General features: G+C 56.0%; 28 protein-coding genes and 1 tRNA gene. 21 read left to right on the plus strand and 8 right to left on the minus strand.

Translation table 11 applies throughout. The annotated features are described in order from the left end of the window. Positions 1–8: 8 nt before the first annotated feature. Entirely contained in the window at positions 9–281 is a 273-nt protein-coding gene (locus tag QMG15_RS04850) for a helix-turn-helix transcriptional regulator (protein WP_281789763.1), read from the minus strand. Positions 282–386: 105 nt separating this feature from the next. On the opposite strand from QMG15_RS04850, the gene QMG15_RS04855 reads away from it, so the two are divergent. From QMG15_RS04855 to QMG15_RS04900, 10 genes are all read left to right on the plus strand, one after another. Further along, positions 387–728, plus strand: coding sequence for a hypothetical protein (locus QMG15_RS04855; protein ID WP_281789764.1), 342 nt, complete (start codon positions 387–389; stop codon positions 726–728). Positions 729–837: 109 nt separating this feature from the next. After that, positions 838–2,745 carry a threonine--tRNA ligase gene (gene thrS / locus QMG15_RS04860; RefSeq protein ID WP_281789765.1) on the plus strand — a complete coding sequence of 636 codons (1,908 nt, stop codon included), beginning with the start codon at positions 838–840 and terminating at the stop codon, positions 2,743–2,745. 67 nt (positions 2,746–2,812) lie between these two features. Continuing rightward, complete coding sequence (gene infC / locus QMG15_RS04865) at positions 2,813–3,421, plus strand: translation initiation factor IF-3 (protein WP_281790082.1); 609 nt, start codon at positions 2,813–2,815, stop codon at positions 3,419–3,421. Positions 3,422–3,537: 116 nt separating this feature from the next. Further along, positions 3,538–3,741, plus strand: a complete 204-nt coding sequence (gene rpmI / locus QMG15_RS04870) for a 50S ribosomal protein L35 (RefSeq protein WP_108282355.1) — start codon at positions 3,538–3,540, stop codon at positions 3,739–3,741. Between the two features lie 26 nt (positions 3,742–3,767). Then, on the plus strand, positions 3,768–4,127 hold the full coding sequence (rplT, locus tag QMG15_RS04875; RefSeq protein WP_108282356.1) for a 50S ribosomal protein L20: 360 nt from the start codon (positions 3,768–3,770) through the stop codon (positions 4,125–4,127). An 86-nt stretch (positions 4,128–4,213) separates the two neighbouring features. Then, a complete protein-coding gene (pheS, locus tag QMG15_RS04880; RefSeq protein WP_100134216.1) occupies positions 4,214–5,266 on the plus strand; it encodes a phenylalanine--tRNA ligase subunit alpha in 1,053 nt (350 codons plus the stop codon). Positions 5,267–5,290: 24 nt separating this feature from the next. After that, on the plus strand, positions 5,291–7,717 hold the full coding sequence (gene pheT, locus QMG15_RS04885) for a phenylalanine--tRNA ligase subunit beta (RefSeq protein WP_281789766.1): 2,427 nt from the start codon (positions 5,291–5,293) through the stop codon (positions 7,715–7,717). A 24-nt stretch (positions 7,718–7,741) separates the two neighbouring features. Further along, the gene (locus QMG15_RS04890) at positions 7,742–8,077 is read left to right on the plus strand and encodes an integration host factor subunit alpha (protein ID WP_281789767.1); all 336 of its coding nucleotides are present in this window, start codon (positions 7,742–7,744) and stop codon (positions 8,075–8,077) included. A 112-nt stretch (positions 8,078–8,189) separates the two neighbouring features. Beyond that, positions 8,190–8,651, plus strand: coding sequence for a MerR family transcriptional regulator (locus QMG15_RS04895; protein ID WP_281789768.1), 462 nt, complete (start codon positions 8,190–8,192; stop codon positions 8,649–8,651). 25 nt (positions 8,652–8,676) lie between these two features. After that, positions 8,677–8,753 (plus strand) — tRNA-Pro (locus QMG15_RS04900). Positions 8,754–8,820: 67 nt separating this feature from the next. On the opposite strand, the gene QMG15_RS04905 is transcribed toward QMG15_RS04900, so the two are convergent. Genes QMG15_RS04905 through QMG15_RS04915 form a run of 3 tightly spaced genes read right to left on the minus strand, consistent with a single transcriptional unit; the run spans position 8,821 to position 10,401 of the window. Continuing rightward, positions 8,821–9,369: an NUDIX hydrolase gene (locus tag QMG15_RS04905; RefSeq protein WP_281789769.1), complete on the minus strand. Its 549-nt coding sequence runs from the start codon at positions 9,367–9,369 to the stop codon at positions 8,821–8,823. A gap of 4 nt (positions 9,370–9,373) precedes the next feature. Beyond that, positions 9,374–10,069: a fumarylacetoacetate hydrolase family protein gene (locus tag QMG15_RS04910; protein WP_281789770.1), complete on the minus strand. Its 696-nt coding sequence runs from the start codon at positions 10,067–10,069 to the stop codon at positions 9,374–9,376. A gap of 26 nt (positions 10,070–10,095) precedes the next feature. After that, positions 10,096–10,401, minus strand: coding sequence for an antibiotic biosynthesis monooxygenase (locus QMG15_RS04915; protein WP_281789771.1), 306 nt, complete (start codon positions 10,399–10,401; stop codon positions 10,096–10,098). Between the two features lie 132 nt (positions 10,402–10,533). Here QMG15_RS04915 and pgeF point away from each other — a divergent pair, with 132 nt between their 5' ends. Then, positions 10,534–11,289: a peptidoglycan editing factor PgeF gene (pgeF, locus tag QMG15_RS04920; RefSeq protein ID WP_281789772.1), complete on the plus strand. Its 756-nt coding sequence runs from the start codon at positions 10,534–10,536 to the stop codon at positions 11,287–11,289. On the opposite strand, the gene QMG15_RS04925 is transcribed toward pgeF, so the two are convergent. Continuing rightward, positions 11,221–11,523 carry a hypothetical protein gene (locus QMG15_RS04925; RefSeq protein WP_281789773.1) on the minus strand — a complete coding sequence of 101 codons (303 nt, stop codon included), beginning with the start codon at positions 11,521–11,523 and terminating at the stop codon, positions 11,221–11,223. The genes pgeF and QMG15_RS04925 overlap by 69 nt on opposite strands. Positions 11,524–11,629: 106 nt before the next feature. Here QMG15_RS04925 and phaC point away from each other — a divergent pair, with 106 nt between their 5' ends. From phaC to phbB, 3 genes are all read left to right on the plus strand, one after another. Further along, complete coding sequence (gene phaC, locus QMG15_RS04930; protein ID WP_281789774.1) at positions 11,630–13,303, plus strand: class I poly(R)-hydroxyalkanoic acid synthase; 1,674 nt, start codon at positions 11,630–11,632, stop codon at positions 13,301–13,303. A 36-nt stretch (positions 13,304–13,339) separates the two neighbouring features. Beyond that, on the plus strand, positions 13,340–14,518 hold the full coding sequence (locus tag QMG15_RS04935; protein ID WP_281789775.1) for an acetyl-CoA C-acetyltransferase: 1,179 nt from the start codon (positions 13,340–13,342) through the stop codon (positions 14,516–14,518). A 62-nt stretch (positions 14,519–14,580) separates the two neighbouring features. Next, positions 14,581–15,318, plus strand: a complete 738-nt coding sequence (phbB, locus tag QMG15_RS04940) for an acetoacetyl-CoA reductase (RefSeq protein ID WP_281789776.1) — start codon at positions 14,581–14,583, stop codon at positions 15,316–15,318. Between the two features lie 63 nt (positions 15,319–15,381). Here the strand turns inward: phbB and QMG15_RS04945 are convergent, their stop codons facing one another. Both QMG15_RS04945 and QMG15_RS04950 read right to left on the minus strand, forming a co-directional pair. Beyond that, on the minus strand, positions 15,382–16,290 hold the full coding sequence (locus QMG15_RS04945) for a stomatin-like protein (protein WP_281789777.1): 909 nt from the start codon (positions 16,288–16,290) through the stop codon (positions 15,382–15,384). A gap of 18 nt (positions 16,291–16,308) precedes the next feature. Continuing rightward, a complete protein-coding gene (locus tag QMG15_RS04950) occupies positions 16,309–16,722 on the minus strand; it encodes an NfeD family protein (RefSeq protein ID WP_281789778.1) in 414 nt (137 codons plus the stop codon). 82 nt (positions 16,723–16,804) lie between these two features. On the opposite strand from QMG15_RS04950, the gene dusA reads away from it, so the two are divergent. Next, entirely contained in the window at positions 16,805–17,827 is a 1,023-nt protein-coding gene (gene dusA / locus QMG15_RS04955; RefSeq protein ID WP_281789779.1) for a tRNA dihydrouridine(20/20a) synthase DusA, read from the plus strand. Continuing rightward, positions 17,817–18,755 carry a DMT family transporter gene (locus QMG15_RS04960; protein WP_281789780.1) on the plus strand — a complete coding sequence of 313 codons (939 nt, stop codon included), beginning with the start codon at positions 17,817–17,819 and terminating at the stop codon, positions 18,753–18,755. Before dusA ends, QMG15_RS04960 begins: the two co-directional genes overlap by 11 nt. 1 nt (position 18,756) lies before the next feature. Here the strand turns inward: QMG15_RS04960 and QMG15_RS04965 are convergent, their stop codons facing one another. Then, positions 18,757–19,392: a GntR family transcriptional regulator gene (locus QMG15_RS04965; RefSeq protein WP_281789781.1), complete on the minus strand. Its 636-nt coding sequence runs from the start codon at positions 19,390–19,392 to the stop codon at positions 18,757–18,759. 133 nt (positions 19,393–19,525) lie between these two features. Between QMG15_RS04965 and scpA the strand changes: the two genes are divergently transcribed. From scpA to QMG15_RS04990, 5 genes are read left to right on the plus strand one after another with little or no spacing between them, the layout of a single operon-like run. After that, a complete protein-coding gene (scpA, locus tag QMG15_RS04970) occupies positions 19,526–21,703 on the plus strand; it encodes a methylmalonyl-CoA mutase (protein ID WP_281789782.1) in 2,178 nt (725 codons plus the stop codon). Then, positions 21,700–22,713, plus strand: coding sequence for a methylmalonyl Co-A mutase-associated GTPase MeaB (gene meaB / locus QMG15_RS04975; protein ID WP_281789783.1), 1,014 nt, complete (start codon positions 21,700–21,702; stop codon positions 22,711–22,713). Before scpA ends, meaB begins: the two co-directional genes overlap by 4 nt. 32 nt (positions 22,714–22,745) lie before the next feature. Further along, on the plus strand, positions 22,746–24,278 hold the full coding sequence (locus tag QMG15_RS04980) for an acyl-CoA carboxylase subunit beta (protein WP_281789784.1): 1,533 nt from the start codon (positions 22,746–22,748) through the stop codon (positions 24,276–24,278). A 20-nt stretch (positions 24,279–24,298) separates the two neighbouring features. Continuing rightward, positions 24,299–26,347 (plus strand): acetyl/propionyl/methylcrotonyl-CoA carboxylase subunit alpha, encoded by a 2,049-nt coding sequence (locus tag QMG15_RS04985; RefSeq protein WP_281789785.1) that lies wholly within the window; start codon positions 24,299–24,301, stop codon positions 26,345–26,347. After that, positions 26,348–26,839, plus strand: a complete 492-nt coding sequence (locus QMG15_RS04990; protein ID WP_281789786.1) for a VOC family protein — start codon at positions 26,348–26,350, stop codon at positions 26,837–26,839. Positions 26,840–26,887 lie beyond the last annotated feature (48 nt).

Consider the following 26,887-nt stretch of genomic DNA (forward strand, 5'->3'; position numbering starts at 1 on the left):
ATAGCCTCTTATTTTGAATTAATGTGCATATCAATTGGTGCTAACAGCATCCATGGCTCAACGCCTAAAGTTTCGGCGAGGCGTTCGATATTAGCCAACGACACGTTCCAAACACTTCGCTCGACCGCTGACACATAAGTTCTGTCGAGATCGCAGGAGAGGGCTAGTTTTTCTTGCGACCATCCTTTTTCAACCCGCAGCGTCCGGATATGCCATGCAAGTACTCCGCGGAGGTCATTTTTCGCGGGTTTCTTTTTGGGGGGAGTTGGTTTGGCTGACACCCTAGAAGCATCCCAATATGCTAAGCTTGCATCTACGGAGTTTGCTTCTCAAATGAAGGTGTCCGTTTAAAACGAAATGAACTTTTTAAAGAATTTGGAAAAAATATGAAAAATACATACCTTTTTTTGTTGGTAGTTGTTGCGTCATTGATCGGTTGCGCGTCACCAACGGTTGTTCAGAGTATGAAACCTGGTGACGCGGGTTTGTCTTGTGCTCAATTGCAAAATGAATACTCAGATGCAGATCGCTTCAAAAAAGAAGCAGAGGGCGAAAAGGGCGTAACGGGTGGTAACGCAGCGCGCTTGCTGTTTTGGCCAGCCATCATCGGCACATATATGAATGCAAACGAAGCGATTGCAGCGGCGGAAAACCGTAAGGTTAATTTGGCTAATTTGATGAATCAAAAGAGTTGCCAAGTACCTGGTTCGTACCAAAGTCAGAAGTGAGAAATTTTTTGTAACCTGCATCTGTGAGGCTCAGCGCTAAAATCATCGCTTAGCGTTTAGGCACTCATTCCAAGCGCGGCCTTTGCCGCGCTTTTTTCATTGAAAACACATGGTTCAAATTACTCTTCCCGACGGTTCGCAACGTGAATTTCCAGGCCCCGTGACGGTGGCCGAAGTGGCTGCGTCGATTGGCGCTGGCTTGGCCAAGGCAGCTTTGGCTGGCAAGGTCGATGGCAAGGTGGTGGACACCAGCTACACGATGAGCAGCAATGCGAGCTTGGCCATCATCACAGCCAAAGACGCTGAAGGCTTGGAGGTGATTCGTCACTCCACCGCCCATTTGTTGGCCTATGCGGTGAAGGAACTGTTCCCCGAGGCGCAAGTCACCATTGGCCCTGTCATTGACGACGGTTTCTTTTACGACTTTTCATTCACCCGTGGTTTCACGCCTGAAGACTTGGCCGCCATTGAAAAGCGCATGACCGAGTTGGCCAACAAAGACGAGGCCGTGGTGCGTCGTGTGTTGCCGCGCGACGAAGCCGTGGCTTATTTCAAGGGCTTGGGCGAGCACTACAAAGCCGAAATCATTGCCAGCATTCCTCGCAACGAAGACGTGAGCTTGTATCGCGAAGGCAATTTTGAAGACTTGTGTCGTGGCCCGCACGTGCCCAGCACCGGCAAGCTCAAGCATTTCAAGCTCATGAAAGTGGCTGGTGCCTACTGGCGCGGCGACAGCAAAAACGAAATGCTGCAACGCATTTACGGCACAGCTTGGGCCAGCAAAGACGATTTGCCGCTATACCTGAAACGCTTGGAAGAAGCTGAAAAGCGCGACCACCGCAAGCTGGGCCGCGAACTTGATTTGTTCCACATCGACGAACACGCCCCTGGCTTGGTGTTCTGGCACCCCAAGGGTTGGAGCGTGTGGCAAACCATCGAGCAGTACATGCGTCAGGTTTACCGCGACAACGGTTACCTTGAAGTCAAAGGCCCGCAGATCATTGACAAGTCTTTGTGGGAAAAAACGGGTCACTGGGACAAGTACCGCGACAACATGTTCACCACCGAGTCTGAAAAGCGTGACTACGCTTTGAAGCCAATGAACTGCCCCGGCCACATCTTGATCTTCAAGCAAGGCATCAAGAGCTACCGCGACCTGCCACTGCGCTACGGCGAGTTTGGCCAATGCCACCGCAACGAGCCATCTGGCGGCTTGCACGGCATCATGCGCGTGCGTGGATTTACGCAGGATGACGGCCACATCTTCTGTACCGAAGACCAAATCTTGCCTGAGTGCGACACCTTCACCAAGGTGCTCAAGAAGGTGTACGAAGACTTTGGCTTCACCAACATCTTGTACAAAGTCTCCACACGCCCCGAGGCCCGCATTGGCTCCGACGATTTGTGGGACAAGGCTGAAAAGGCTTTGATGGATAGCTTGACTGCGGCCGGTTGCGAGTACGTCATCTCTGAAGGCGACGGCGCTTTCTACGGCCCCAAGATTGAATACACCCTCAAAGACGCGATTGGTCGTGAGTGGCAGTGCGGCACGATTCAGGTCGACTTCAACCTGTCCGAGCGCTTGGATGCCGAGTACACGGCAGAAGACGGTTCACGCCAACGCCCCGTCATCTTGCACCGCGCCATCGTGGGCAGTATGGAGCGTTTCATCGGAATTTTGATCGAACAGCACGCTGGCGCCTTGCCCACTTGGCTGGCACCAACCCAAGTTTCGGTGCTCAATATCACCGATTCACAGGCCGAATATGCCCAAGAAGTTGCGAAAACGCTGCGAAATCAAGGGCTTAGGGTCGATTTAGACCTCCGCAACGAGAAAATCACGTATAAAATACGCGAGCATTCAATGCAAAAGCTTCCCTACATCTTGGTCGTAGGCGACAAAGAGAAGGAAGCTGGCGCCGTCGCAGTGCGCGCCCGAGGCAATCAAGACCTCGGTGTGATGTCCCTCGAAGCCTTCTCTCAAAAGATTGCCTCCGACATCGCTCTCAAAAGCTGATTTCATTGAGAAATTGCCAAGAGTTGTGCGTCGCACACGTGTGTCGGTTTGTTTTTGATTTTTAAGGATAGTCACCATCGCTACAGAATTTCGCGACCGCCGCCAGCGCGAGGAACGCAAACACCGCCTTAACCGGGAAATCATGGCCCCGGAAGTCCGCCTTTCAGGTCCTGACAACGAACCCCTCGGTATCGTGAGCTTGGCTGATGCCTTGCGCATGGCCGGTGAGATTGACGTTGACTTGGTTGAAATTGCCGCCACGGCTGTGCCGCCGGTGTGCCGTTTGATGGATTACGGTAAGTTCAAGTACCAAGAGCAAAAGAAGGCTGCTGAAGCGAAGTCCAAGCAAAAGGTCATCGAGGTCAAGGAAATCAAGTTCCGTCCCGGTACCGATGATGGTGACTACAACATCAAGATGCGCAACATCAAGCGCTTCTTAGATGACGGTGACAAATGCAAGATCACGCTGCGCTTTCGTGGCCGCGAGATCACGCATCAAGAAATTGGTATGGCGCTGTTGCAGCGCATCCGTGATGAGTTGGCGGACCTGATCGTTGTTGAGCAGTTCCCCAAACTCGAAGGGCGTCAAATGATCATGATGATCGCGCCTGGTAAGAAGAAATCAGGTGGCGCCGCCAAACCTGCTGCAGAATCCGCTCCGGCAGCCTCTGCATAAATTGGTAGCGCAGCGTGCTGCTGCGCTTTGAAGGTAAGCAAATTCGTGTCTCGGGGCTAACAAGACTGCACATCGGTGTGTGGGCGCCTCACGAGCACAAATAAAGGAGCATCTAAATGCCCAAAATGAAGACCAAAAGCAGCGCTAAAAAGCGCTTCCGCGTTCGTCCAGGCGGTACCGTTAAACGCGGTCAAGCCTTCAAACGTCACATCTTGACCAAGAAGACGACCAAGAACAAGCGTCACTTGCGTGGTGCAGTGAATGTGCATGAGACCAACATGGGTCACATGGCGCAAATGCTGCCCAAGTGCGGCCTGTAATTAACTGACGAACAAGGAGAAAAAATATGCCTCGCGTTAAACGTGGTGTTACGGCCCGTGCCCGTCACAAAAAAGTTCTGGCTTTAGCCAAAGGTTTCCGCGGTCGCCGCGGTAACGTCTTCCGCATCGCTAAACAAGCGGTGATGAAGGCTGGTCAATATGCTTACCGCGACCGCCGCACTAAAAAGCGCGTGTTCCGTCAGCTGTGGATCGCTCGTATCAATGCTGCCGCACGTCAATGCGGTCTGACATACAGCCAATTCGCCAACGGCCTGAAAAAGGCAGCGATCGAAATCGACCGCAAGATGTTGGCCGACTTGGCCGTTCACGACATGGCTGCTTTCACCAGCATCGTGAATCAAGTCAAAGCCAAATTGGCCGCTTGATAGCCAAGGGTTAACCACCCACGAGTAAAGGGGTTGGGGCTACACAGCTTCAATCCCTTTTTTGTTTTCTCATTCCCCGAATTCTTATGAACGAGTTGGACTCTCTGGTCGCCAGTGCCCAGGCCCTGTTTGCACAAAGCACCACACCGGCTGATCTTGAAAACGCCAAAGCCCAGTTCTTGGGCAAGTCAGGCCGCATCACCGAGATGATGAAGGGCATGGCCGCACTGAGCGTCGAAGAAAAGAAATCGACCGGTGCCGCCATCAACGTGGCCAAGCAAGCGATTGAAGCAGCCCTCACGGCACGTCGCCAAGCCTTGGCCGATGCCGAACTCGAGACCCAACTCAAAGCCGAAGCCTTGGATGTGACCTTGCCCGGTCGCGCTCGCATGGCTGGCGGTTTGCACCCCGTGACCATCACGCTCGAACGTGTCGAAGCCATTTTTGGCTCGATGGGTTTTGAAGTGGCCCAAGGCCCAGAGATTGAAACCGACTGGTTCAACTTCACCGCGCTCAACACGCCTGAAGACCATCCCGCGCGCTCCATGCACGACACCTTCTATGTGGAAGGTGGCAGTGCCGAAGCGCCTAACTTGTTGCGCACACACACCAGTCCCATGCAAGTGCGCCACGCGGTGCAACACGTCAAGCGCTACCAAGCGCGTTTGGATGCCGGTCAAGGCATGCCCGAAATTCGCGTCATCGCCCCAGGCCGTACGTACCGTGTAGACAGCGATGCCACACACTCGCCCATGTTCCACCAATGCGAAGGCTTGTGGATCGGCGAGAACGTGAGCTTCAAAGACCTCAAAGTGGTCATCACCGATTTCTGCCGCACGTATTTTGAGAGCGACGATTTGGTGTTGCGCTTCCGTCCCAGCTTTTTCCCATTCACCGAGCCCAGCGCTGAGATTGACATCCAGTTCCAAAGCGGCGCTTTGGCGGGCCGTTGGCTCGAAGTGGGGGGCTCAGGCCAAGTGCACCCGAACGTGGTGCGCAACATGGGCCTCGACCCCGAGCGCTTCATCGGCTTTGCCTTTGGCATGGGCATGGACCGTTTCACCATGCTGCGTTACGGCGTGAACGATTTGCGCTTGTTCTTCGATGGCGATATTCGCTTCTTGAGCCAGTTCCAATAACTTCACGCACACACGAGATTCATCATGCAATTCCCCGAATCCTGGTTGCGCGAATTCTGCAACCCCTCACTCACCACCCAAGCGCTGGCCGACACCTTGACCATGGCCGGTTTGGAAGTGGAAGAACTCCAACCCGTCGCACCGCCTTTCACTGGCATCGTCGTCGGTGAAATCAAAGAAGCTGTGCAGCACCCAGACGCTGACCGCTTGCGTATTTGCAAAGTGGACGTGGGGCAGGGCGCTTTGCTCAACATCGTGTGCGGTGCACCCAATGCACGTGTGGGCATCAAAATCCCATGTGCCACCGTGGGCGCAGAGTTGCCACCCGGCGAAGACGGCAAGCCTTTCAAAATCAAAGTGGGCAAGCTGCGTGGCGTGGAAAGCCAAGGCATGTTGTGCTCGGCCAAAGAACTCAAAATTGCCGACGACAACGGTGGCTTGCTTGAGTTGCCAGCCGATGCACCTTTGGGTCAGAACATCCGCGAATACCTGAACCTCGACGACACCTTGATGACGTTGAAGCTCACGCCTAACTTGGCGCATTGCTTGAGCGTGTATGGCATTGCTCGAGAAGTATCAGCCCTCACAGGCGCGCCTTTGAAGGCCCCGACTTTCCCTGCCGTTGCCGCGACCAACCAAGACACCTTGGCTGTGAAAATCAGCGCGCCTGATTTGTGCGGTCGTTTTTCTGGCCGCGTGGTGCGTGGCGTGAACACCAAGGCACAAACGCCTGCATGGATGGTGAACCACTTGGCCCGTTGCGGCCAGCGCAGTGTGAGCCCCTTGGTCGACATCTCCAACTACGTGATGTTCGAGTTGGGCCGTCCTTCGCATATCTTTGACCTCGACAAAATCCAAGGTGGCTTGGATGTGCGTTGGGGCAAAGTGGGTGAACAGCTCAAGCTCTTGAATGGCAACACCGTCACCGTGGACGACAAAGTGGGCGTCATCGCTGACGCGCATCAAGTTGAATCGCTGGCAGGCATCATGGGTGGCGACGCCACCGCCGTGAACGACGACACGCAAAACATTTACATCGAAGCTGCTTTCTGGTGGCCCTCAGCCATCGCAGGTCGCTCACGCCGCTTCAACTTCAGCACCGATGCGGGCCACCGCTTTGAGCGTGGTGTGGACCCCGAGTTGACCGTTGAGCACATTGAGCGCATCACCCAGTTGGTGATTGATATTTGCGGCACACCCAACACAACCGTGGGCCCCATCGACGACCAACGCGTGAACATGCCCGTGGCCAAGCCTGTCACGTTGCGTGTGGCCCGTGCTGAGAAAGTCATCGGTATGCCACTCACGCAACAACGCGTGGCAGATGCTTTGCGTGGCTTGGGCTTGCCTGTCATCGAGGGGGAGGGCGTTGTCACCGTCCAGCCCCCATCCTTCCGTTTCGATTTGCAAATCGAAGAAGACCTGATTGAAGAAGTGGCACGCATGGTGGGTTACAACAACCTGCCCACCACACCACCTTTGGCCCCCATCACGGCCAGTGTGTGCCAAGAAGCACAACGCAGCCCACACGCCTTGCGCCATCACTTGGCGGCCTTGGGCTACCAAGAAACCATCAACTACAGCTTTGTGGATGAGCGTTGGGAACACGAGTTGGCCGGTAACGCCAATCCCATCAAATTGCTCAACCCCATCGCCAGCCAAATGAGCGTGATGCGCTCTACCTTGTTGGGCTCTTTGCTCAACGTGGTGAAGTTCAACGTGGACCGTAAGGCATCACGCGTGCGCGTGTTTGAATTGGGTCGCGTGTTCCACAAAGATGCATCCGTGCAAAACACAGACACCACCGTGCAAGGCTTTGACCAGCCCATGCACGTGGCAGGCATTGCTTTTGGCAGCGCTGCACCTTTGCAATGGGGCACCAAAGAGCAAGCCGCAGACTTCTTCGACGTGAAAGCGGATGTGGAAGCTTTGTTGGCCCCCGCTGTGCCGCAATTTGAAGCGGCTGAGCACCCAGCCATGCACCCTGGCCGCTGTGCCAAAGTATTGGTCAATGGTCAAGCCGTGGGCCATGTGGGCGAGTTGCACCCACGCTGGCGTCAAGGTTGGGACTTAGCCCAAGCCCCCGTGATGTTTGAACTCTCACTCGATGCCGTGTTGCGCCGCGATGTGCCCAAGTCCACCGGTGTGGCCAAGTTCCCCAACGTCGAGCGCGACATTGCCGTCATCGTCAAAGACAGCGTCACGCACGCCCAATTAATGGCTGCTGTACATGCCGCCAAAACACAAGGCTTGCTGCGCAATGCTGTGTTGTTTGACGTGTATCGCCCCAAGGCTGAAAGCGCAGCCATGGCGATGGACGAAAAGAGCTTGGCTGTGCGCTTGACGCTCAACAGCGATGAAGCCACTTTGAACGAAGCCCAAATCGAAGGCGTGGTGCAAGCCGTGTTGGCTGAGTTGGCCGCCCAAGTGTCTGCGCGTTTGCGCGCTTGATGTTCACACGTTAAAGAGAACCGTATGGAACTTTCTTTTGAGAGCCTAGAAACGCCCGCGCTGACCAAAGCGCAGTTGGCTGATTTGTTGTTTGACCAAATTGGTCTGAACAAGCGTGAGTCCAAAGACATGATTGATGCCTTCTTTGACCTCATTGCACAAAGCTTGGTCGATGGCACCGATGTGAAAATTTCAAGCTTTGGCAATTTTCAAATTCGCACCAAGGCACCACGACCTGGCCGCAACCCACGCACAGGGGAAGCGATTCCAATTGAGGCACGACGTGCAGTGACTTTCCATGCGAGTCACAAATTGAAAGAACAAATACAGGGCGTCAGTAATCCCAAAGTTGACAACTGATTGAAAAAGAGGCCAACCAGGCCTCTTTTTTTTGGCAAATTTATCATGGCTTGTGATTCAAGGCTGATCTTCGTGTAACCTCTGCGGTCCCGTTTACAAGCCCCTGATTTTCATGGAGAAATCCCTCCCCCCCATTCCAGCCAAACGCTATTTCACCATTGGTGAAGTGAGCGAGTTGTGTGGCGTCAAGCCGCACGTGCTGCGCTATTGGGAGCAGGAGTTCACGCAGCTGCGTCCCATGAAGCGTCGCGGCAATCGCCGCTATTACCAGCGCCACGAAGTGCTGATGATTCGCCGAATCCGCGACCTCTTGTATGACCAAGGTTTCACCATCACCGGCGCACGCAACAAGCTGCAAGAGTTGGTGCAATCTGAGCGTGAACGTCGCCGTGTTGGTGGCGAGTTGATCGATGTCGATTTGCCCGATGACGATGGGTTCGAGGATGACTTAGATATCGACGTTGACCATGCGCTTGAGCTGCCACCGCTTGCGCTGAGCAGCAGCGATGAAGCGCTGCAAACCTTGCGAAAAGAACTCACACAAATTCGCGACCTGCTTTCTGAGCCGCACTGAGTGGCGCTATAATTTGACTCTGATTCGGTGTGTGGCGCAGCCTGGTAGCGCACTTGCATGGGGTGCAAGGGGTCGAAGGTTCGAATCCTTTCACACCGACCAAAATGACCAAGGGTTAGCAACGCAAGTTGCTAACCCTTTTGTCTTTTCTGGCGTCGTTTAAATCGCTTTAAACAATGTCCACGTGGTGCAGTTCAAACTTACCCGTCTTTGCATCAGCAAAATAGTGCTGCAAGGTTTCTTTGACGGTGCGAAACGCAATCTCGTCCCACGGTATTTCGTGCTCGGCAAACAAGCGCGCTTCTTGCGTTTCGTGGCCAGGGTCAAACGCATCGCTGGTGAGTTGGGCTCGGTAAAAGAAATGCACTTGGCCCACGCGTGTGACGTTCATCAGCGTGAAGAGTTCTTGCATTTCAAACTGCGCACCAGCTTCTTCCACTGTTTCACGCGCAGCGCCTTGGGCCACGGTTTCATTCAGTTCCATAAAGCCTGCGGGTAAGGTCCACTTACCCAAGCGCGGTTCGATGTTGCGTTTGCACAGCAGCACTTTGTCGCCCCACACAGGCACGGTGCCCACCACATTGAGCGGATTTTCGTAATGGATGGTGTGACAGTCGTTGCATACCGCACGCTCACGTGTGTCGCCATCGTCAGGCATGCGGTAGGTCACCGCGCTGCCGCAGGATTTGCAATGTTGAATGAGAGGGCGGTGCAGCATGGTTTTAAACCACGCGCACTGTGAGTTGGCCCAAGCCAGCCACGGCACCCACCATGGTGTCGCCCGCCACCACCGCACCCACGCCTTCGGGCGTGCCGGTGTAAATCAGGTCACCCGGTTGCAGTTCCCACGCGGCAGACACGTGCTCGATGGTTTCAGCGATGTTCCAAATGAGTTGGCTCACGTTGCTACGTTGGCGGTCTTGGCCGTTGACTTGCACATAAATTTCAGCGTTGGCCACATCACCCGCAAGTGCTGCGGGTGTGATGGGGCCAATCGGTGCGCTGTGGTCAAAGCCTTTGCCAATGCACCAAGGGCGGCCTTGCTTTTTCATGTCGTTTTGCAAGTCGCGGCGTGTCATGTCTAGGCCTACGGCGTAGCCGTAAATGTGGCTCATGGCATCGGCAGCTTGGATGTTCTTGCCACCTTTGCCAATGGCCACCACCAACTCAATTTCGTGGTGCAAGTTTTTGGTGAGGCTGGGGTAGGGCATGTCGCCCGTTTCACCCGCGTTGACCACCAGCACGCTGTCAGCGGGCTTCATGAAGAAGAAGGGCGGTTCGCGGCCTGTGAAGCCCATCTCTTTGGCGTGCTCTTCGTAGTTGCGGCCCACGCAGTAAATGCGGTGCACCGGAAAACGCTCGGCTTTGCCCACCACGGGCACTGACACAACGGGGGAGGGGTCAAACGTGTAGCTCATGAGCGTGGGTCTCCAGTTGCAAAGGCTTAGCCGTGTGACTTGCTCACGAGTTCAAAGTGTTCCACCACGGGCGGCTGTGCGAAGAAGGGGCCAACGATGGCGCGCCATTCGGCGAAGGCAGGGGACTCGCGGAAGTCCACGGTGTGGTTTTCCAGCGTGGTCCAGAAGATTTGCAACACGTAGCGCTCGGGCGACTCGATGCCACGGTTGATTTTGAAACCCTCAAAACCTTTGGCTTTGGAGATGACGGTGTCCACGCCATGTTGGATGGCTTGGTCAAAAGCGGCTTGTTGGCCAGGTTGGATGCGGATGTCAGCGAGTTCGAGAATCATGGTGGGTAGGTGTCGAGTTAAAACTGGCCTCAAGTCTACCGTTACCTCACATCGCCAGCCGTCGCGTTCGGGATATCCTTAGACGCTATGAGTCACCGCCCGCAACCCCCACATTCGCCTTTGCTTTGGCCCATGGATTGGCCATTGCCTGTTGGCGTGCATGCTATGTGCACCACACGCGTGGGCGGTGTGTCACAAGCCCCGTTTGATGGCTTCAATTTAGGCGACCACGTGCAAGACGACCCGCACGCCGTGGCCCAAAACCGCGCCTTGCTACAGGCGCAGCTGGGCGGGGCGCGGCCTGTGTTTTTAACGCAGGTGCATGGCGTGGATGTGGCTCAGGTGAATGCAGCCACGCCCGATGGCACCACGGCAGACGCATGCATCACCCAAGAGCCCCAAGTGGCATGCACCATCATGGTGGCGGACTGTTTGCCTTTGATGTTCACCGATGATGTGGGGCGCGTGGTGGCCGCGGCACATGCGGGTTGGCGTGGCTTGGCGGCCGGTGTGCTGGAGCGAACGGTGCATGGGGTGTGCGAGCAAGCGGGCGTGGCCCCCGCGCAGGTTCGTGTGTGGTTGGGCCCCTGCATTGGTCCCGATGCGTTTGAAGTTGGAGACGATGTGCGCCAAGCGTTCACCGCCCTCGACGCACCTCAAGCGGACAAGGCTGCTGGGTACTTCAAACCGCACCCATCCCATCCGAACAAATGGCTGGCTGACCTTGCAGGTTTGGCGCGGCTGCGCTTGGCGGCTTTAGGTGTGACCTCGGTGGCTGGCAACGACAGCAGCCCCGAATGGTGCACGGTCTCGCAGCGATCACGGCTCTTTTCGTACCGGCGCGATGGCGTCACCGGACGCTTCGCGGTGTGCATCTGGCGCAGCTGAGCCTGGGCTTTGGCTGGTTGACGCGAGCGCTTGTTCGCGCTCTGCTGCTTCTTTGGCTTTGATGGCGCGGCGTCTGGCAGGTGTGCCCATGATGTAGGCCACCACGCTCATGGGCAACACGCCATAGAGCAAGAAAGTAAACACTGCGCCGAGCAAAGAGCCCACGGGGCTTGTCGCTTCGGCCACTGCCATCATGAAAGCCACGTAAATCCACGCGATCAGGACTAAATACATCTAGGGGTTTTCGCTTGAGTTTGATATCCGTCAGAAATTTGAAGGGAATTCGCTGACATACTGGAGACAGTTAAGAAGACAACAGCGACTGTATAGGAGATGTGCGATGGATCAGAATGCGGCCCTCAAGAGCCTGGGGGATAGCTGGCTCAAAGCTTTGGCCTCATTTCAAACAATCGGTGGAGGGGACGCACAGACGCCCTCGTTGAGCTTCTCGCCAGACAAACTCGAGGCCTTGCAGAAACAGTACATCGCTGAAGCCACCGAGCTGTGGAACCAAAGCTTGCACGGCAAGCCCGAGGTGAAAGACCGCCGTTTCAAAGGCGAAGCTTGGGGGCAAAACCCCATGGCGGCATTCACCGCAGCGGCTTACTTGCTCAATACCCGCACCATGATGGCGCTCACCGAAGCCGCCGAAACAGACGCCAAAACCAAAGCGCGTATTCAATTCGCTGTCGAGCAATGGGCGGCGGCCTCTGCCCCCAGCAACTATTTGGCGCTCAACGCCGAAGCGCAACAAAAAGCGATTGAGACCAAGGGCGAAAGCATTTCCAAAGGCATTCAAAACTTGTTGCACGATCTGCAACAAGGCCATGTGTCGATGACCGATGAAAGCTTGTTTGAGGTCGGCAAAAACGTCGCCACCACCGAAGGCAAAGTGGTGTTTGAAAACGAGTTCTTCCAATTGCTCGAATACAAACCGCTCACTGCCAAGGTCTACGAACGCCCGTTCTTGTTGATTCCGCCTTGCATCAACAAGTTCTACATTCTCGATTTACAACCCGAAAACTCACTCATTCGTTATGCCGTGAGCCAAGGCCACCGCACGTTTGTGGTCAGCTGGCGCAACCCCGATGAGTCGCTGAAAAACACCACGTGGGATGACTATGTGGAGCAGGTGGCGATCAAAGCCATTTCTGTGGTGCAAGAAATTGGTGCCACCAAGCAAATCAATGCTCTGGGTTTTTGTGTTGGTGGAACGATTTTGTCCAACGCACTGGCGGTGTTGGCAGCGCGTGGCGAAAAGCCTGTGGCCAGTGCCACCTTCCTCACGACCTTGATTGACTTCACCGACACCGGCGTGTTGGATGTGTTCATCGACGAAGGATTTGTGAAATACCGCGAAGGTCAGTTTGCGAAGGGTGGTCTGATGAAGGGCAAAGACATGGCGTCGACCTTCAGCTTTTTGCGCCCCAACGATTTGGTGTGGAACTACGTGGTGGGCAACTACCTCAAAGGCGAAACACCGCCGCCGTTTGATTTGTTGTATTGGAACAGCGACTCGACCAATTTGCCTGGCCCCATGTATGCCTGGTATTTGCGCAACACCTACCTTGAAAACAACCTCATCAAGCCAGGCAAAACCACCGTGTGCGGCGAAAAAATTGACTTCCGCAAAGTGGATCTGCCCGTGTACATCTACGGTTCACGCGAAGACCACATCGTGCCGATCGGCGGCGCTTACGCCACCACGCAAGTGTTCCCAGGCAAAAAGCGTTTTGTCATGGGTGCGTCAGGCCACATAGCCGGCGTGATTAACCCGCCTGCAGCCAATAAACGCTGCTTTTGGACGGGCAGCGAGACTACATTTCCTAGCGACGCCAATCAGTGGATTGGCAAAGCCAAAGAACATGCGGGCAGCTGGTGGACGGATTGGTCAACTTGGCTCAAATCGCATGCTGGAAAGCAAATCCCCGCGCCCAAGACATACGGCAAAGGCAAATACAAAGCGATCGAGAACGCACCCGGTCGCTATGTGAAACAACGCGCAAGCAATTAATTTTCAAACCTTTCAAATCATTAGTTGGAGACTTTCATGGAAGACATCGTCATCGTTTCAGCCGCTCGCACTGCTGTGGGTAAGTTTGGCGGTTCACTCGCCAAAGTGGCTGCCACCGAGTTGGGCTCAATCGTGATTCGCGAAGCCTTGGCACGTGCCAACGTGGACCCCGCCTTGGTGGGCGAAGTGATCATGGGCCAAGTGCTGGCAGCGGGTGCTGGCCAAAACCCAGCCCGTCAAGCCTTGATGAAGTCTGGCATTTCTAACGCTGTGCCGGCGCTGACCATCAACGCCGTGTGTGGCTCTGGTTTGAAGTCAGTCATGTTGGCTGCGCAAGCGGTTGCGTATGGCGACAGCGAGATCGTGGTGGCCGGTGGCCAAGAAAACATGAGCGCTTCAGGCCATGTGCTGTTGGGTTCGCGTGACGGCCAACGCATGGGTAACTGGAACATGATCGACACCATGATCGTCGACGGTTTGTGGGATGCATACAACCAGTACCACATGGGCATCACGGCTGAAAACGTGGCCAAAGAATTCAACATCACCCGTGACATGCAAGACGCTTTGGCTTTGGCGAGCCAACAAAAAGCGTCTGCTGCACAAGATGCTGGCAAGTTCAAAGATGAAATCGTGTCGGTCAATATCCCACAACGCAAGGGCGACCCTGTGGTGTTCAACACCGACGAATACATCAATAAGAAAACCACGGCCGACGCGCTGGCGGGTTTGCGTCCTGCCTTCGACAAAGCAGGCTCAGTGACCGCCGGCAACGCATCAGGCATCAACGACGGCGCAGCTGCGGTCGTTGTGATGACAGCCAAGAAAGCGGCTGCTTTGGGCCTCACGCCTTTGGCTCGCATTGCGGCTTTCGGTACCAGCGGCTTGGATCCAAAAATCATGGGCATGGGCCCTGTGTCGGCTTCACGCAAAGCTTTGCAACGTGCCGGCTGGAAAGCCTCTGACATTGACTTGTTCGAACTCAACGAGGCCTTTGCCGCACAAGCCTGCGCGGTGAACCAGCAGTTGGACATCGACCCAGCCAAAGTCAACGTCAACGGTGGCGCGATTGCCATCGGTCACCCCATCGGTGCATCAGGCTGTCGCATCTTGGTGACCTTGCTGCACGAAATGCAACGCACCAATGCCAAGAAGGGCTTGGCGGCACTGTGTATCGGTGGTGGCATGGGCGTGTCATTGGCTTTGGAGCGTTGATACAACGCCGCTTTCATTTTGTAAATTTCATTCACTAAAACTCATAAATCAGGAGACAAAAAATGAGCAAAAAAGTAGCGTACGTCACAGGTGGTATGGGTGGTATCGGAACCGCGATTTGCCAACGCCTTCACAAAGAAGGCTTCAAGGTCATCGCCGGTTGTGGTCCAACACGAGACTTCAACAAATGGCTCGACGAGCAAAAAGCGCTGGGCTACACCTTCTACGCGTCCGTGGGTAACGTGGGCGATTGGGAGTCAACGGTCGAAGCTTTTACCAAGACCAGGGCCGAACACGGCCCCATCGACGTGTTGGTCAACAACGCAGGCATCACCAAGGACCGCATGTTCTTGAAGATGACCCGTGAAGACTGGAGCGCCGTGATGAGCACCAACCTCGACTCCATGTTCAACGTGACCAAGCAAGTCGTGCCAGACATGGTCGAGCGCGGCTGGGGTCGCATCATCAACATCTCGTCGGTAAACGGTGAAAAAGGCCAAGCCGGTCAAACCAACTACTCGGCTGCCAAAGCCGGCATGCACGGTTTCTCCATGGCTTTGGCCCAAGAGTTGGCCACCAAAGGCGTGACGGTCAACACCGTGTCGCCTGGCTACATCGGCACCGACATGGTCAACGCCATCCGTCCTGACGTGTTGGAAAAGATTGTGGCCACCGTGCCCGTCAAGCGTTTGGGCAAACCCAGCGAAATCGCGTCCATCATCGCGTGGATGGCCAGTGAAGATGGTGGCTACACCACCGGCGCTGACTTTGCGGTGAACGGCGGTTTGCACATGGGCTAAGCCTTTGTGGCACCCATGAAAAAGCCCGCTTCAAGCGGGCTTTTTCACGTCAGCTTGCGCCGCTTATTTGTCCAGCTTCACCATCTGCATGGCTGAGGCAATCAGGCCCGACACCTCGGTCATGTTGCTGGGCACGATGAGCGTGGTCTTGGCATCTGACGCCACCTTGGCGTAGGCCTGCACCGCTTGTTCGGCCACTTTGAGTTGCACGGCTTGTTCGCCGCCGGGTTGGCGAATGGCCGCTGCAATGCGCTCAATCGCTTGGGCGGTGGCGTCGGCCACGGCGGTGATGGAGGCGGCTTCGCCTTGGGCTTTGTTGATGGCGGCTTGTTTCTCGCCTTCTGAGCGGGCAATGAAGGCTTCGCGCTCGCCGGTGGCAATGTTGATTTGCTCTTGGCGACGGCCTTCAGAGGCTGCGATCAGGGCGCGCTTTTCACGCTCTGCCGTGATTTGCGCTTGCATGGCATGCAAGATTTCGGCGGGTGGTGTGAGGTCTTTGATTTCGTAGCGCAGCACTTTCACGCCCCAGTTCAGCGCGGCTTCGTCAATGGCTGCCACCACTTGCGCGTTGATGATGTCGCGCTCTTCAAAGGTTTTGTCGAGTTCCAACTTGCCAATCACGCTGCGCAAGCTGGTTTGTGCCAGCTGCGTGACGGCCATGATGTAGTTGGACGAGCCGTAGCTGGCCAGGCGCGGGTCGGTCACTTGGAAATACAAAATGCCATCGACTTGCAGCTGCGTGTTGTCGCGCGTGATGCAAATTTGGCTAGGCACGTCGAGTGGAATTTCTTTGAGGCTGTGCTTTTGAATCACGTTGTCGATGAAGGGCACCACAAAGTTCAAGCCGGGTGTGAGGCTGGCGTGGTACTTGCCCAGCCGTTCCACCACCCACGCGTTTTGTTGGGGCACGACTTTGACGGTTTTGACGATGAACAAAACGGCAATGGCTAAAAGGAGGAGAGCGATTTCCATGTGTGACCTTTGGAGAAGTTAGATTTTTTCAAGCACCAAGCGGTTACCTTGCATCTCAATGATGCGGTGCAAGCCCGGTTCATGTGTGATGTCTTGCGCGCAAACGGCGGCCCATTGTGTGCCTCGGTGTTTGACTTGGGCGTGGCCTTGCGCGTCCCAGGCTTCGACCGTGACGATTTCGCCAATGTCCAGATGAATGTTGCTGTCTTGCGCATCGTTGCTCGGCGTTTGCTTGATGTTCCACAGCACGACCGCCGCGCCTCCGACCACAGCTGCCGTGACGATTTGCACGGTCAGCGAGCCACCGGCGTAGGCGGCCAGTGCAGCGACTGCCGCACCGAGGGAGAGCATGAGCAAATAAAACGTGCCGGTTAGCAGTTCAGCCACCACGAGACCGCCTGCGACGAGCCACCAGAGGGTTGGGTTATCCATCGTCAAGCCCTTTGAAATGAATGTTTTTCGGTACATCGCCATTGTGCCTAATCTGGCCGCGAGGGCGCGGGATAATTGCCACATGAATTTTCCTGATGCCGCGTTTTGGCGCACCTCGGTTGCCCCCATGATGGATTGGACGGACCGCCACTGCCGTTACTTTCACCGTCTGCTTAGCCGCAACACCTTGCTCTACACAGAAATGGTCACCACCGGCGCTCTGCGCCATGGCGATACGCAGCGACATTTGCGTTTCAATACCGAAGAGCATCCCGTGGCTTTGCAGCTCGGCGGCAGCGATGCGGCAGACTTGGCCCATGGCGCCAAGCTCGGTGAACAGTGGGGCTACGACGAAATCAACCTCAACTGTGGTTGCCCGTCTGACCGCGTGCAGCGCGGCGCATTTGGTGCGTGCTTGATGAATGACCCACACACCGTAGCGGACGGTGTCAAAGCCATGTTGGATGTAGTGAGCGTGCCCGTGTCTGTCAAGCACCGCATTGGCATTGACCGTATTGAAAGCTACGACTTTGTGCGCGACTTTGTGGGCACGGTCAGCGATGCAGGTTGCAAGGTGTTCATCGTGCATGCGCGCAACGCGTGGCTCGATGGTTTAAGCCCCAAAGAAAACCGGGAAATTCCACCCCTGCGCTACGAGCTGGGCTATCAGTTGAAAAAAGACTTTCCGAATTTGGTCATTGCGATCAACGGCGGCATCACCACCAATGCCCAAATGACCGAGCACTTGCAGCATGTAGATGGTGTGATGTTGGGGCGTGAGGCGTATTACAACCCTTGGCTTTTGACCACTTGGGATGCCGAGTTCTACAGTGATTTCCATGACATCCCAACCCGTGAAGCGGTAGAGGAGTCTATGGTCGCTTACATGGAGCGGGCCAACGTCGAAGACGGTTGTCCTTGGTATCCCATTGCCCGTCACATGCTAGGCCTGTACCACGGCCAACGTGGTGCGCGTTTATGGCGTCAGGTGTGGAGCAACCACAAGCTCAAACCTTTGCCGCCGCGCGACGTGTTGAATATTGCACGTGAGGCCCTGGCCCGAGGCGCAGAAAAGCCCAACGAGATGCCACACGATGCCGTCTGAATTGGGCACGGTGCGCATGCGCCGTTGGGCGGTGGCGTTGATTTGGCTCATTCCTTTGCTTTGGACGGTCAACATCGTGGTGGCGCGACAGGCGCCGGGTGTGGTGTCAGCCCATGTGTTGGCTTTGGGCCGTTGGGGAATTGCTGGCGCCATCTTGGCGGCGTTCAGTTACCGTGAGCTGTGGGCGCAGCGTGCTTATGTTTGGCAACACCGCTGGCGCTATGTGGCCTTGGGCGGGTGCGGCATGTGGATTTGCGGGGCTTGGGTGTACCTGGCGGGTGAGAGCACGGTGGGGATGAATATTTCGCTCATTTATGCATCTTCGCCCGTGTTGATCGCGTTGGGCTCTGTGATTTGGTTGGGTGAGCGATTTTCTAAGCGTCAAATCCTCGGTGTCATTCTGGCCATGACGGGTGTGGTGCATGTGGTGGTGAAAGGTGAGTGGGTGCATTTGTCGAACGTGCACTTAGTGCCTGGCGATTTGTGGATCGTGGCTACTTCTGTGTCATGGGCGGCATATGCGCTGTTGCAAAAACGCTGGCCTAGTCCGTTGGGTTCAACGGCCCAGTTGGCAGCTGCTTGTATAGGCGGTGTGGCGGTGTTGTTGCCGTTTGCGGTGTGGGAGCTATATCAAGCCAGTACACCAGAAGTTGGTACACATGCTTTGTGGATGATGGTCGCTACCGCTTTGTTCCCTGGTGTGGGCGCTTATTGGATTTATGGCTGGACACAAAAGATTTTGGGTGCCAGTCGTGTGGCAATGACCTTGTACCTTGGACCGCTTTATACCGCTGCGGTGGGTTGGCTGGTGCTTGACGAGCCTTTGGGATTGCATCACTTGGCTGGTGGTGTGTTGATTTTGTCTGGCGTGGCGTTGGTCATGGCCGTGCAGGGGGTCTTGAGTCGCCAAGACGTTAGCGAAGGCTGAGTCAGCTTGCCGCTTCCAAGCCGTTGGCGAAGTGGGCGTTCATGCACTGCACACTCATGGCCACGTTGCGCGCCATCAGCGCATCCATGATGGCTTGGTGCTCTTTCAACGACTCTTCCAAACGGCCAGTCTTGAGCAGTGAGTTGTGGCGGTTGAGCTTCATCACCTTGCGCAAGTCAGCCACCATTTGGTCGCGCCAACGGTTGTTGGCAATTTCCAGCAAGCGCATGTGAAAGCGCTCGTTGATTTCAAAGAACTTTTCGCGGTCAGCCACGGCGGCTGTTAGCTCTGCGTGCAGGGCTTGCAAATCTTGCAGTTGTTCAACCGTAGCGTCTTTGGCCACTACGCCAGCAGCATCTGACTCAAGCAAAGAGAGCAGGTGGTACACATCGCGCTGGTCTTTCTCGTTGACCTCGGTCACATACGCGCCGCGACGCACCTTCATGGTCACCAAGCCTTCGGCAGCCAGCACCTTGAGGGCTTCGCGCATGGGGGTGCGGCTGATGCCATATTCCTCGGCCAGGCGCATCTCGTCAATCCAGCTGCCTGGCTCTAACTCGCTCGCAAAAATGCGCTGACGAAGCAGTTCGGCTACTTCTTCATACAGGGCGCGAGGCGTGAGGGTGACGGCAGACATGGGCTTGAATTGTAAGACTAAATAAGATTTTGCATCAATAATTATGAATGATATGATGCCCAAAGCACATAGCCCATGGGGTTAACCTTGGGTTTGTTCGATAGCTGAAAACACCTTTCACGAGTGATTTGCCATGAGCCAAAAGCCAACCGAATTCAACGCCGCTAACTTAGAAGCATGGGCCAAAGCAGCCGCCAAGTCTGCGCCAGGCGGCGACCTCAACGCCCTGAACTGGAAAACCTTGGACGGGATCAGCGTCAAACCGCTGTACACCGCCGAAGACACGCAAGACCTGCCTTACGCCAACACCTTGCCCGGCTTTGAGCCCTACTTGCGCGGCCCCCAAGCCACCATGTATTCGGTGCGCCCTTGGACGATTCGCCAATACGCAGGCTTCTCTACCGCTGAAGAATCCAACGCGTTTTACCGCAAGGCTTTGGCAGCCGGTGGCCAAGGCGTGTCGGTGGCGTTTGACTTGGCCACGCACCGCGGCTACGACTCTGACCATCCCCGTGTGACGGGCGACGTGGGCAAGGCCGGTGTGGCCATTGACTCGGTGGAAGACATGAAGATTTTGTTCAACGAAATTCCGTTGGACAAAGTGTCGGTCTCCATGACCATGAACGGCGCTGTGCTGCCTGTGTTGGCAGGCTACGTGGTGGCCGCTGAAGAGCAGGGCGTCAGCCAAGAGTTGCTGTCTGGAACGATTCAGAACGACATTCTGAAAGAGTTCATGGTGCGCAACACCTACATCTACCCGCCAGAGCCGTCGATGAAGATCATTGGCGACATCATTGGCTACACCGCCAAGCACATGCCCAAGTTCAACTCGATCTCGATTTCGGGTTACCACATGCAAGAGGCGGGTGCCAACCAAGCTTTGGAATTGGCTTTCACCTTGGCTGACGGCAAAGAGTATGTGAAGACCGCCATTGCCTCCGGTTTGGACGTGGACGCCTTCGCGGGCCGCTTGTCGTTCTTCTGGGCGGTGGGCATGAACTTCTATTTGGAAATCGCCAAGATGCGCGCCGCTCGTTTGCTGTGGTGCCGCATCATGAAGGGCTTTGACGCCAAGAACCCCAAGAGCCTCATGCTGCGCACGCACAGCCAAACTTCGGGCTGGTCGCTCACCGAGCAAGACCCGTACAACAACGTGGTGCGTACCACCATCGAAGCGATGGCGGCGGTGTTTGGTGGCACGCAGTCGCTGCACACCAACTCGTTTGACGAAGCGATCGCTCTGCCCACCGAGTTCTCGGCACGCATTGCGCGCAACACGCAGCTCATCATCCAAGAAGAAACCCATATCACCAACGTGATCGACCCATGGGCCGGTTCGTACATGATGGAGTCACTCACCCAAGAAATGGCCGACAAAGCCTGGGCCATCATCGAAGAAGTCGAAGCCATGGGCGGCATGACCAAAGCCGTGGACAGCGGCTGGGCCAAGTTGAAGATCGAAGCTGCCGCCGCGGAAAAGCAAGCGCGCATCGACTCTGGCAAAGACGTGATCGTGGGCGTGAACAAATACAAACTTGCCAAAGAAGACCCCATCGAAATTTTGGCCATCGACAACGTGCGCGTGCGCGACGGTCAGATTGAGCGTTTGCAAAAAATCAAAGCCACACGCGACACCGCCAAGGTGGAAGCCGCATTGGCCGCGTTGACGCAATCTGCTGAAACCGGCGAAGGCAATTTGCTTGATTTGTCCATCAAAGCCATTCGCCTGCGCGCCACGGTGGGCGAGGTGAGCGATGCCCTTGAGAAAGTGTTTGGCCGCCACCGTGCCGACACGCAAAAGGTCACCGGCGTGTACGCTGCTGCGTATGACGATGGCGAAAACGTGGGAGACACCATGGAATATTGGAACGCCCTCAAGGCAGACATTGCCGAGTTCGCCGAAAGCCATGGCCGCCGTCCTCGCGTGATGATTTCTAAGCTGGGCCAAGACGGCCACGACCGTGGCGCCAAAGTGGTGGCCACCGCGTTTGCTGACCTCGGCTACGACGTGGACATGGGCCCCTTGTTCCAAACGCCTGAAGAGTGCGCGCGCCAAGCCATCGAAAACGACGTCCACGCGGTGGGTGTGTCCACCCTCGCGGCAGGCCACAAAACCTTGGTGCCCGCCATCATTGCCGAGCTGAAGAAGCAAGGCGCAGACGACATCATCGTGTTCGTGGGTGGTGTGATTCCACGCCAAGACTACGACTTCTTGTACGAAGCGGGCGTCAAGGGCATCTACGGCCCAGGCACCCCTATTCCAGCCAGCGCCAAAGACGTGTTGGAGCAAATCAAAAAGGCCATCGGGTGACACCTGAGCAGTTGCTCGACGGCTTGCTGCGCGGCAACGCTGCCGTGCAGCGTCGTGCCATGGCCAAAGCCATCACGCTTTTAGAGTCGACGCGCACCGATCACCGGGCCTTGGCCGATGACTTGCTCACGGCCATGCTGCCGCACACGGGCAAGTCGTTTCGCTTAGGCATCAGTGGCGTACCGGGCGTGGGTAAGTCCACCTTCATTGAGGCGCTGGGTCTTTACCTGATTGCTCAGGGCCACCGCGTGGCGGTGTTGACCATTGACCCGTCTTCAACGGTGTCTGGCGGCTCGATCTTGGGTGACAAAACCCGCATGGAATTTTTGAGTGTTCACGCGCAAGCTTACATTCGCCCCAGTCCATCGAGTGGCACTTTGGGTGGTGTGGCTGAAAAAACGCGCGAGTCCATGTTGGTCTGCGAAGCCGCAGGCTACGACGTGGTGATTGTCGAAACCGTGGGCGTTGGCCAAAGCGAAACTGCGGTGGCCAACATGACCGACATGTTTGTGTTGTTGCAGTTGCCCAATGCGGGCGACGACTTGCAAGCCATCAAAAAAGGCGTGATGGAGATTGCCGATTTGGTGGTCATCAACAAAGCCGACATCGACGCCACCGCTGCCACGCGTGCGCAGTTGCAAATCACCAGTGCTTTGCAACTGTTGGGCATGCACGGTGGGGCAGGCCATGCGCACCGCAACACCGAGGTGTGGCACCCCAAGGTTGTGCAGCTCAGCGCCTTGCTGAACCAGGGGGTGGACGCGTTTTGGGCCGCTGTGTGCGAGTTCAAAGCCTTGCAAACCCAGAACGGTCGCTTTGCCGAGCGCCGCCAACACCAAGCCTTGTCGTGGATGTGGGAACGCATCGATGCAGGCCTCAAACAAGCCTTTCGGGCGCAGCCGCGTGTGCAAACACTGCTGCCCCAACTCAGCCAACACGTCGCATCTGGCCAATTGGCCGCATCGACGGCTGCCCGTCAACTGCTCAGCGCTTATCAGGCGCAGGGTTAATTTGAAATCTTCCTGGAGAAAAGAGAGCAACCATGCAAGACATCATTGAACAACTGGAAAAAAAGCGCGCTGCGGCTCGCTTGGGTGGCGGGCAAAAGCGCATTGACGCGCAGCACGCCAAAGGCAAACTGACCGCCCGTGAGCGCATCGAAGTGTTGCTGGACGAAGGCACGTTCGAAGAGTGGGACATGTTCGTTGAACACCGTTGCACCGACTTCGGCATGGAAGACAACAAGATCCCCGGCGACGGCGTGGTCACCGGCTACGGCATGATCAATGGCCGTTTGGTGTTTGTGTTCAGCCAAGACTTCACCGTGTACGGTGGCGCTTTGTCTGAAACACACGCCGAGAAGATCTGCAAAATCATGGACCAAGCCATGAAAGTCGGCGCTCCCGTGATCGGCTTGAACGACTCGGGCGGTGCCCGTATTCAAGAAGGCGTGGCCTCGCTCGGCGGTTACGCTGAAGTGTTCCAGCGCAACGTGATGGCCAGCGGTGTGGTGCCCCAGATCAGCATGATCATGGGCCCCTCGGCCGGTGGCGCGGTGTATTCGCCCGCGTTGACCGACTTCATCTTCATGGTCAAAGACACGTCTTACATGTTTGTGACCGGCCCCGAAGTGGTCAAAACCGTGACGCATGAAGAAGTGACGGCCGAAGAACTCGGCGGTGCCCTGACCCACACCACCAAGAGCGGCGTGGCCGACATGGCCTTTGAAAACGACGTGGAAGCGTTGCTGATGCTGCGTCGCCTCTACAACTACCTGCCCCTGAACAACCGCGAAAAGGCACCTGTGCGTGCCAGCGGGGACCCATCGGGTCGCATGGACATGAGCCTCGACACCTTGGTGCCTGAGAACCCCAACAAAGCGTATGACATGAAAGAGCTCATCGTCAAAACCGTGGACGATGGCGACTTCTTTGAGCTGCAACCCGACTACGCCAAAAACATCCTGATCGGCTTCGCCCGCATGGAAGGCCAGACCGTCGGCATCGTGGCCAACCAGCCTTTGGTGTTGGCCGGTTGCTTGGACATCAAGAGCTCCATCAAGGCGGCCCGCTTTGTGCGCTTCTGCGATGCGTTCAACATTCCCGTGGTGACGTTTGTGGACGTGCCCGGCTTCATGCCCGGCACCTCGCAAGAGTACGGCGGCATCATCAAGCACGGCGCCAAGTTGCTGTACGCGTACGCCGAGTGCACGGTGCCAAAAATCACCGTCATCACCCGCAAAGCCTACGGCGGTGCGTACGACGTGATGGCCTCCAAGCACTTGCGCGGCGACGTGAACTTCGCTTGGCCCAACGCCGAAATCGCGGTGATGGGTGCCAAGGGCGCGGTGGAAATCATCTTCCGCGAAGACAAAGGCGATCCTGAAAAACTGGCCGCCAAAGAAGCCGAATACAAAGCCCGTTTCGCCAACCCGTTTGTGGCGGGCGCACGTGGCTTCATCGACGACGTCATTCAGCCGCACGAAACACGCAAGCGCATCTGCCGCTCGCTGGTGATGTTGAAAGACAAGAAGATCGAAAACCCATGGCGCAAGCACGGCAACATTCCGCTCTAAGCCGCTAGGAGAAGAAGAACATGTTTACAAAAATTCTGATTGCAAACCGTGGCGAAATCGCTTGCCGCGTCATCGCCACCGCTCACAAGATGGGCATCAAAACCGTGGCCGTTTATTCTGAAGCCGACAAAGAAGCACGTCATGTGCAACTGGCTGACGAAGCGGTGTTGATTGGCCCAGCGGCCTCGCGCGAGTCTTATCTTGTGGCGGACAAAATCATTGCGGCTGCCAAGGCCACAGGCGCACAAGCCATTCACCCTGGCTACGGCTTTTTGAGCGAGAACGCTGAGTTCTCCAAGCGCTGCGAAGACGAGGGCATTGCCTTTATCGGCCCACGCCACTTTTCGATCTCGGCCATGGGCGACAAGATCGAATCTAAAAAGTTAGCTGGCGCTGCTGGCGTGAGCTGTATTCCTGGCTACAACGATGCCATCGACACCGCCGAACAAGCGGTCGAGATTGCCAAAGGCATTGGCTACCCCGTCATGATCAAGGCCTCGGCCGGCGGCGGTGGCAAGGGCTTGCGTGTGGCCTTCAACGACAAAGAAGCCCTCGAAGGTTTCACGTCTTGCCGCAACGAAGCGCGCAACAGTTTTGGCGATGACCGCGTGTTCATCGAGAAATACGTGCTTGAGCCTCGCCACATTGAAATTCAAGTGTTGGGCGACAGCCATGGCAACGTGGTGTATTTGAACGAGCGCGAGTGCTCGATCCAGCGCCGTCACCAAAAAGTGATTGAAGAAGCGCCATCGCCCTTCATCAGCGAAGCCACCCGCAAAGCCATGGGCGAACAAGCCGTGGCCTTGGCCAAAGCTGTGAAGTACCAATCTGCCGGTACGGTTGAATTCGTGGTCGGCAAAGACCAAGACTTCTACTTCCTCGAGATGAACACCCGTCTGCAGGTGGAGCATCCCGTGACCGAAGCCATCACGGGCCTCGATTTGGTCGAGATGATGATTCGCGTGGCGGCTGGTGAGAAATTGCCAATCGCCCAAAAGGATGTGCAGCGCAATGGCTGGTCCATCGAATGCCGTATCAACGCCGAAGACCCGTTCCGCAATTTCTTGCCATCGACAGGCCGCTTGGTGCGTTTCCAAACGCCCAAACAAACCATGTTCCAAGGCAACACGGCTGACTTGCTCGGCGTGCGTGTGGACACGGGTGTGCAAGACGGCGGTGAGATTCCGATGTTCTACGATTCGATGATCGCCAAGCTCATCGTCCACGGCAAAGACCGCAACGACGCCATCGCCAAGATGCGCGAAGCTTTGAACGGTTTTGTGATTCGCGGCATCAGCTCGAACATCCCGTTCCAAGCCGCTTTGTTGGCGCATCCCAAGTTTGTGTCGGGCGACTTCAACACGGGCTTTATTGCTGAGCAATACAGCAAAGGTTTCCGCGCAGAAGACGTGCCGCATGACGACCACGACTTTTTGGCTGCTTTGGCTGCATTCGTGCGTCGCAAGTCACGCCAACGCGCTGCCAATTTGAGCGGCCAGTTGCCTGGCTACGACGTGCAGATTGGTCAAGACTACGCTGTGGTTGAGTTGGGCCAAGGCGGTGACAACCGTTACGTGCCAGTGCATGTGGACGAGTTCGTGGGCAAGCCGGGTGTGGCGCAAATCACCATCGGTGGCAAAACCTACGCGATTGAAAGCAAGTCACGCTTGAACGACATTCGCATCGAAGGCACTTGCAACGGCAAACCTTTCACGGCGCAAATCGAGCGCGGCACCTTGAAGAACCCATTGGCTTTGCAAGTGCAACACAACGGCACGCGCATTGAAGCTTTGGTGATGTCGCCACGCATGGCCGAGTTGCACAAACTCATGCCATTCAAAGCGCCACCTGATTTGAGCCGTTATGTGCTGTCGCCCATGCCTGGCTTGTTGGTCGAAGTGTCTGTGACACCTGGCCAAAAAGTGCAAGCGGGTGAGCGCGTCGCCGTCATCGAAGCTATGAAGATGGAAAACGTGTTGTTCGCAGCGCAAGACGGCGTGGTCAAACAAGTGGTCGCGGCCAAAGGCGAGTCACTCACGGTGGACCAAATGATTGTGGAGTTCGAATAAATGAGCGCCGCAAGTCGCCCATTCAAAGTTCTCGGCATTCAACAAATCGCCATCGGCGGCCCTGACAAGGGCCGTTTGAAGACGCTGTGGGTTGACATGTTTGGCCTCGAAGTCACGGGCACGTTTCAGAGCGAACGCGAGAACGTGGACGAAGACATTTGTGCCATCGGCGTTGGCCCCTTCAAGGTCGAAGTCGATTTGATGCAACCCATGGACATTGAGAAAAAGCCAGCGGTTCACGCCACGCCGTTGAACCACGTGGGCTTGTGGATTGATGACTTACCCGTGGCTGTGGAGTGGCTCAGTGCGCAAGGTGTGCGCTTTGCACCTGGCGGCATCCGTAAGGGGGCGGCTGGTTTTGACATTACCTTTTTGCATCCCAAGGCGAACGATGAGTTCCCCATTGGTGGCGAAGGTGTGTTGATTGAGTTGGTGCAAGCGCCGCCTGAAGTGGTGAAGGCTTTTGCGGCCTTGGCGGCTTCGCACGCTTGACGCAATTAGGTGATGTGTTTATCAAGGCACTCAAAATGAAAAAGCCGC

Source organism: Limnohabitans sp. INBF002, assembly GCF_027924905.1.
Taxonomy (GTDB): Bacteria; Pseudomonadota; Gammaproteobacteria; order Burkholderiales; family Burkholderiaceae_C; genus Limnohabitans.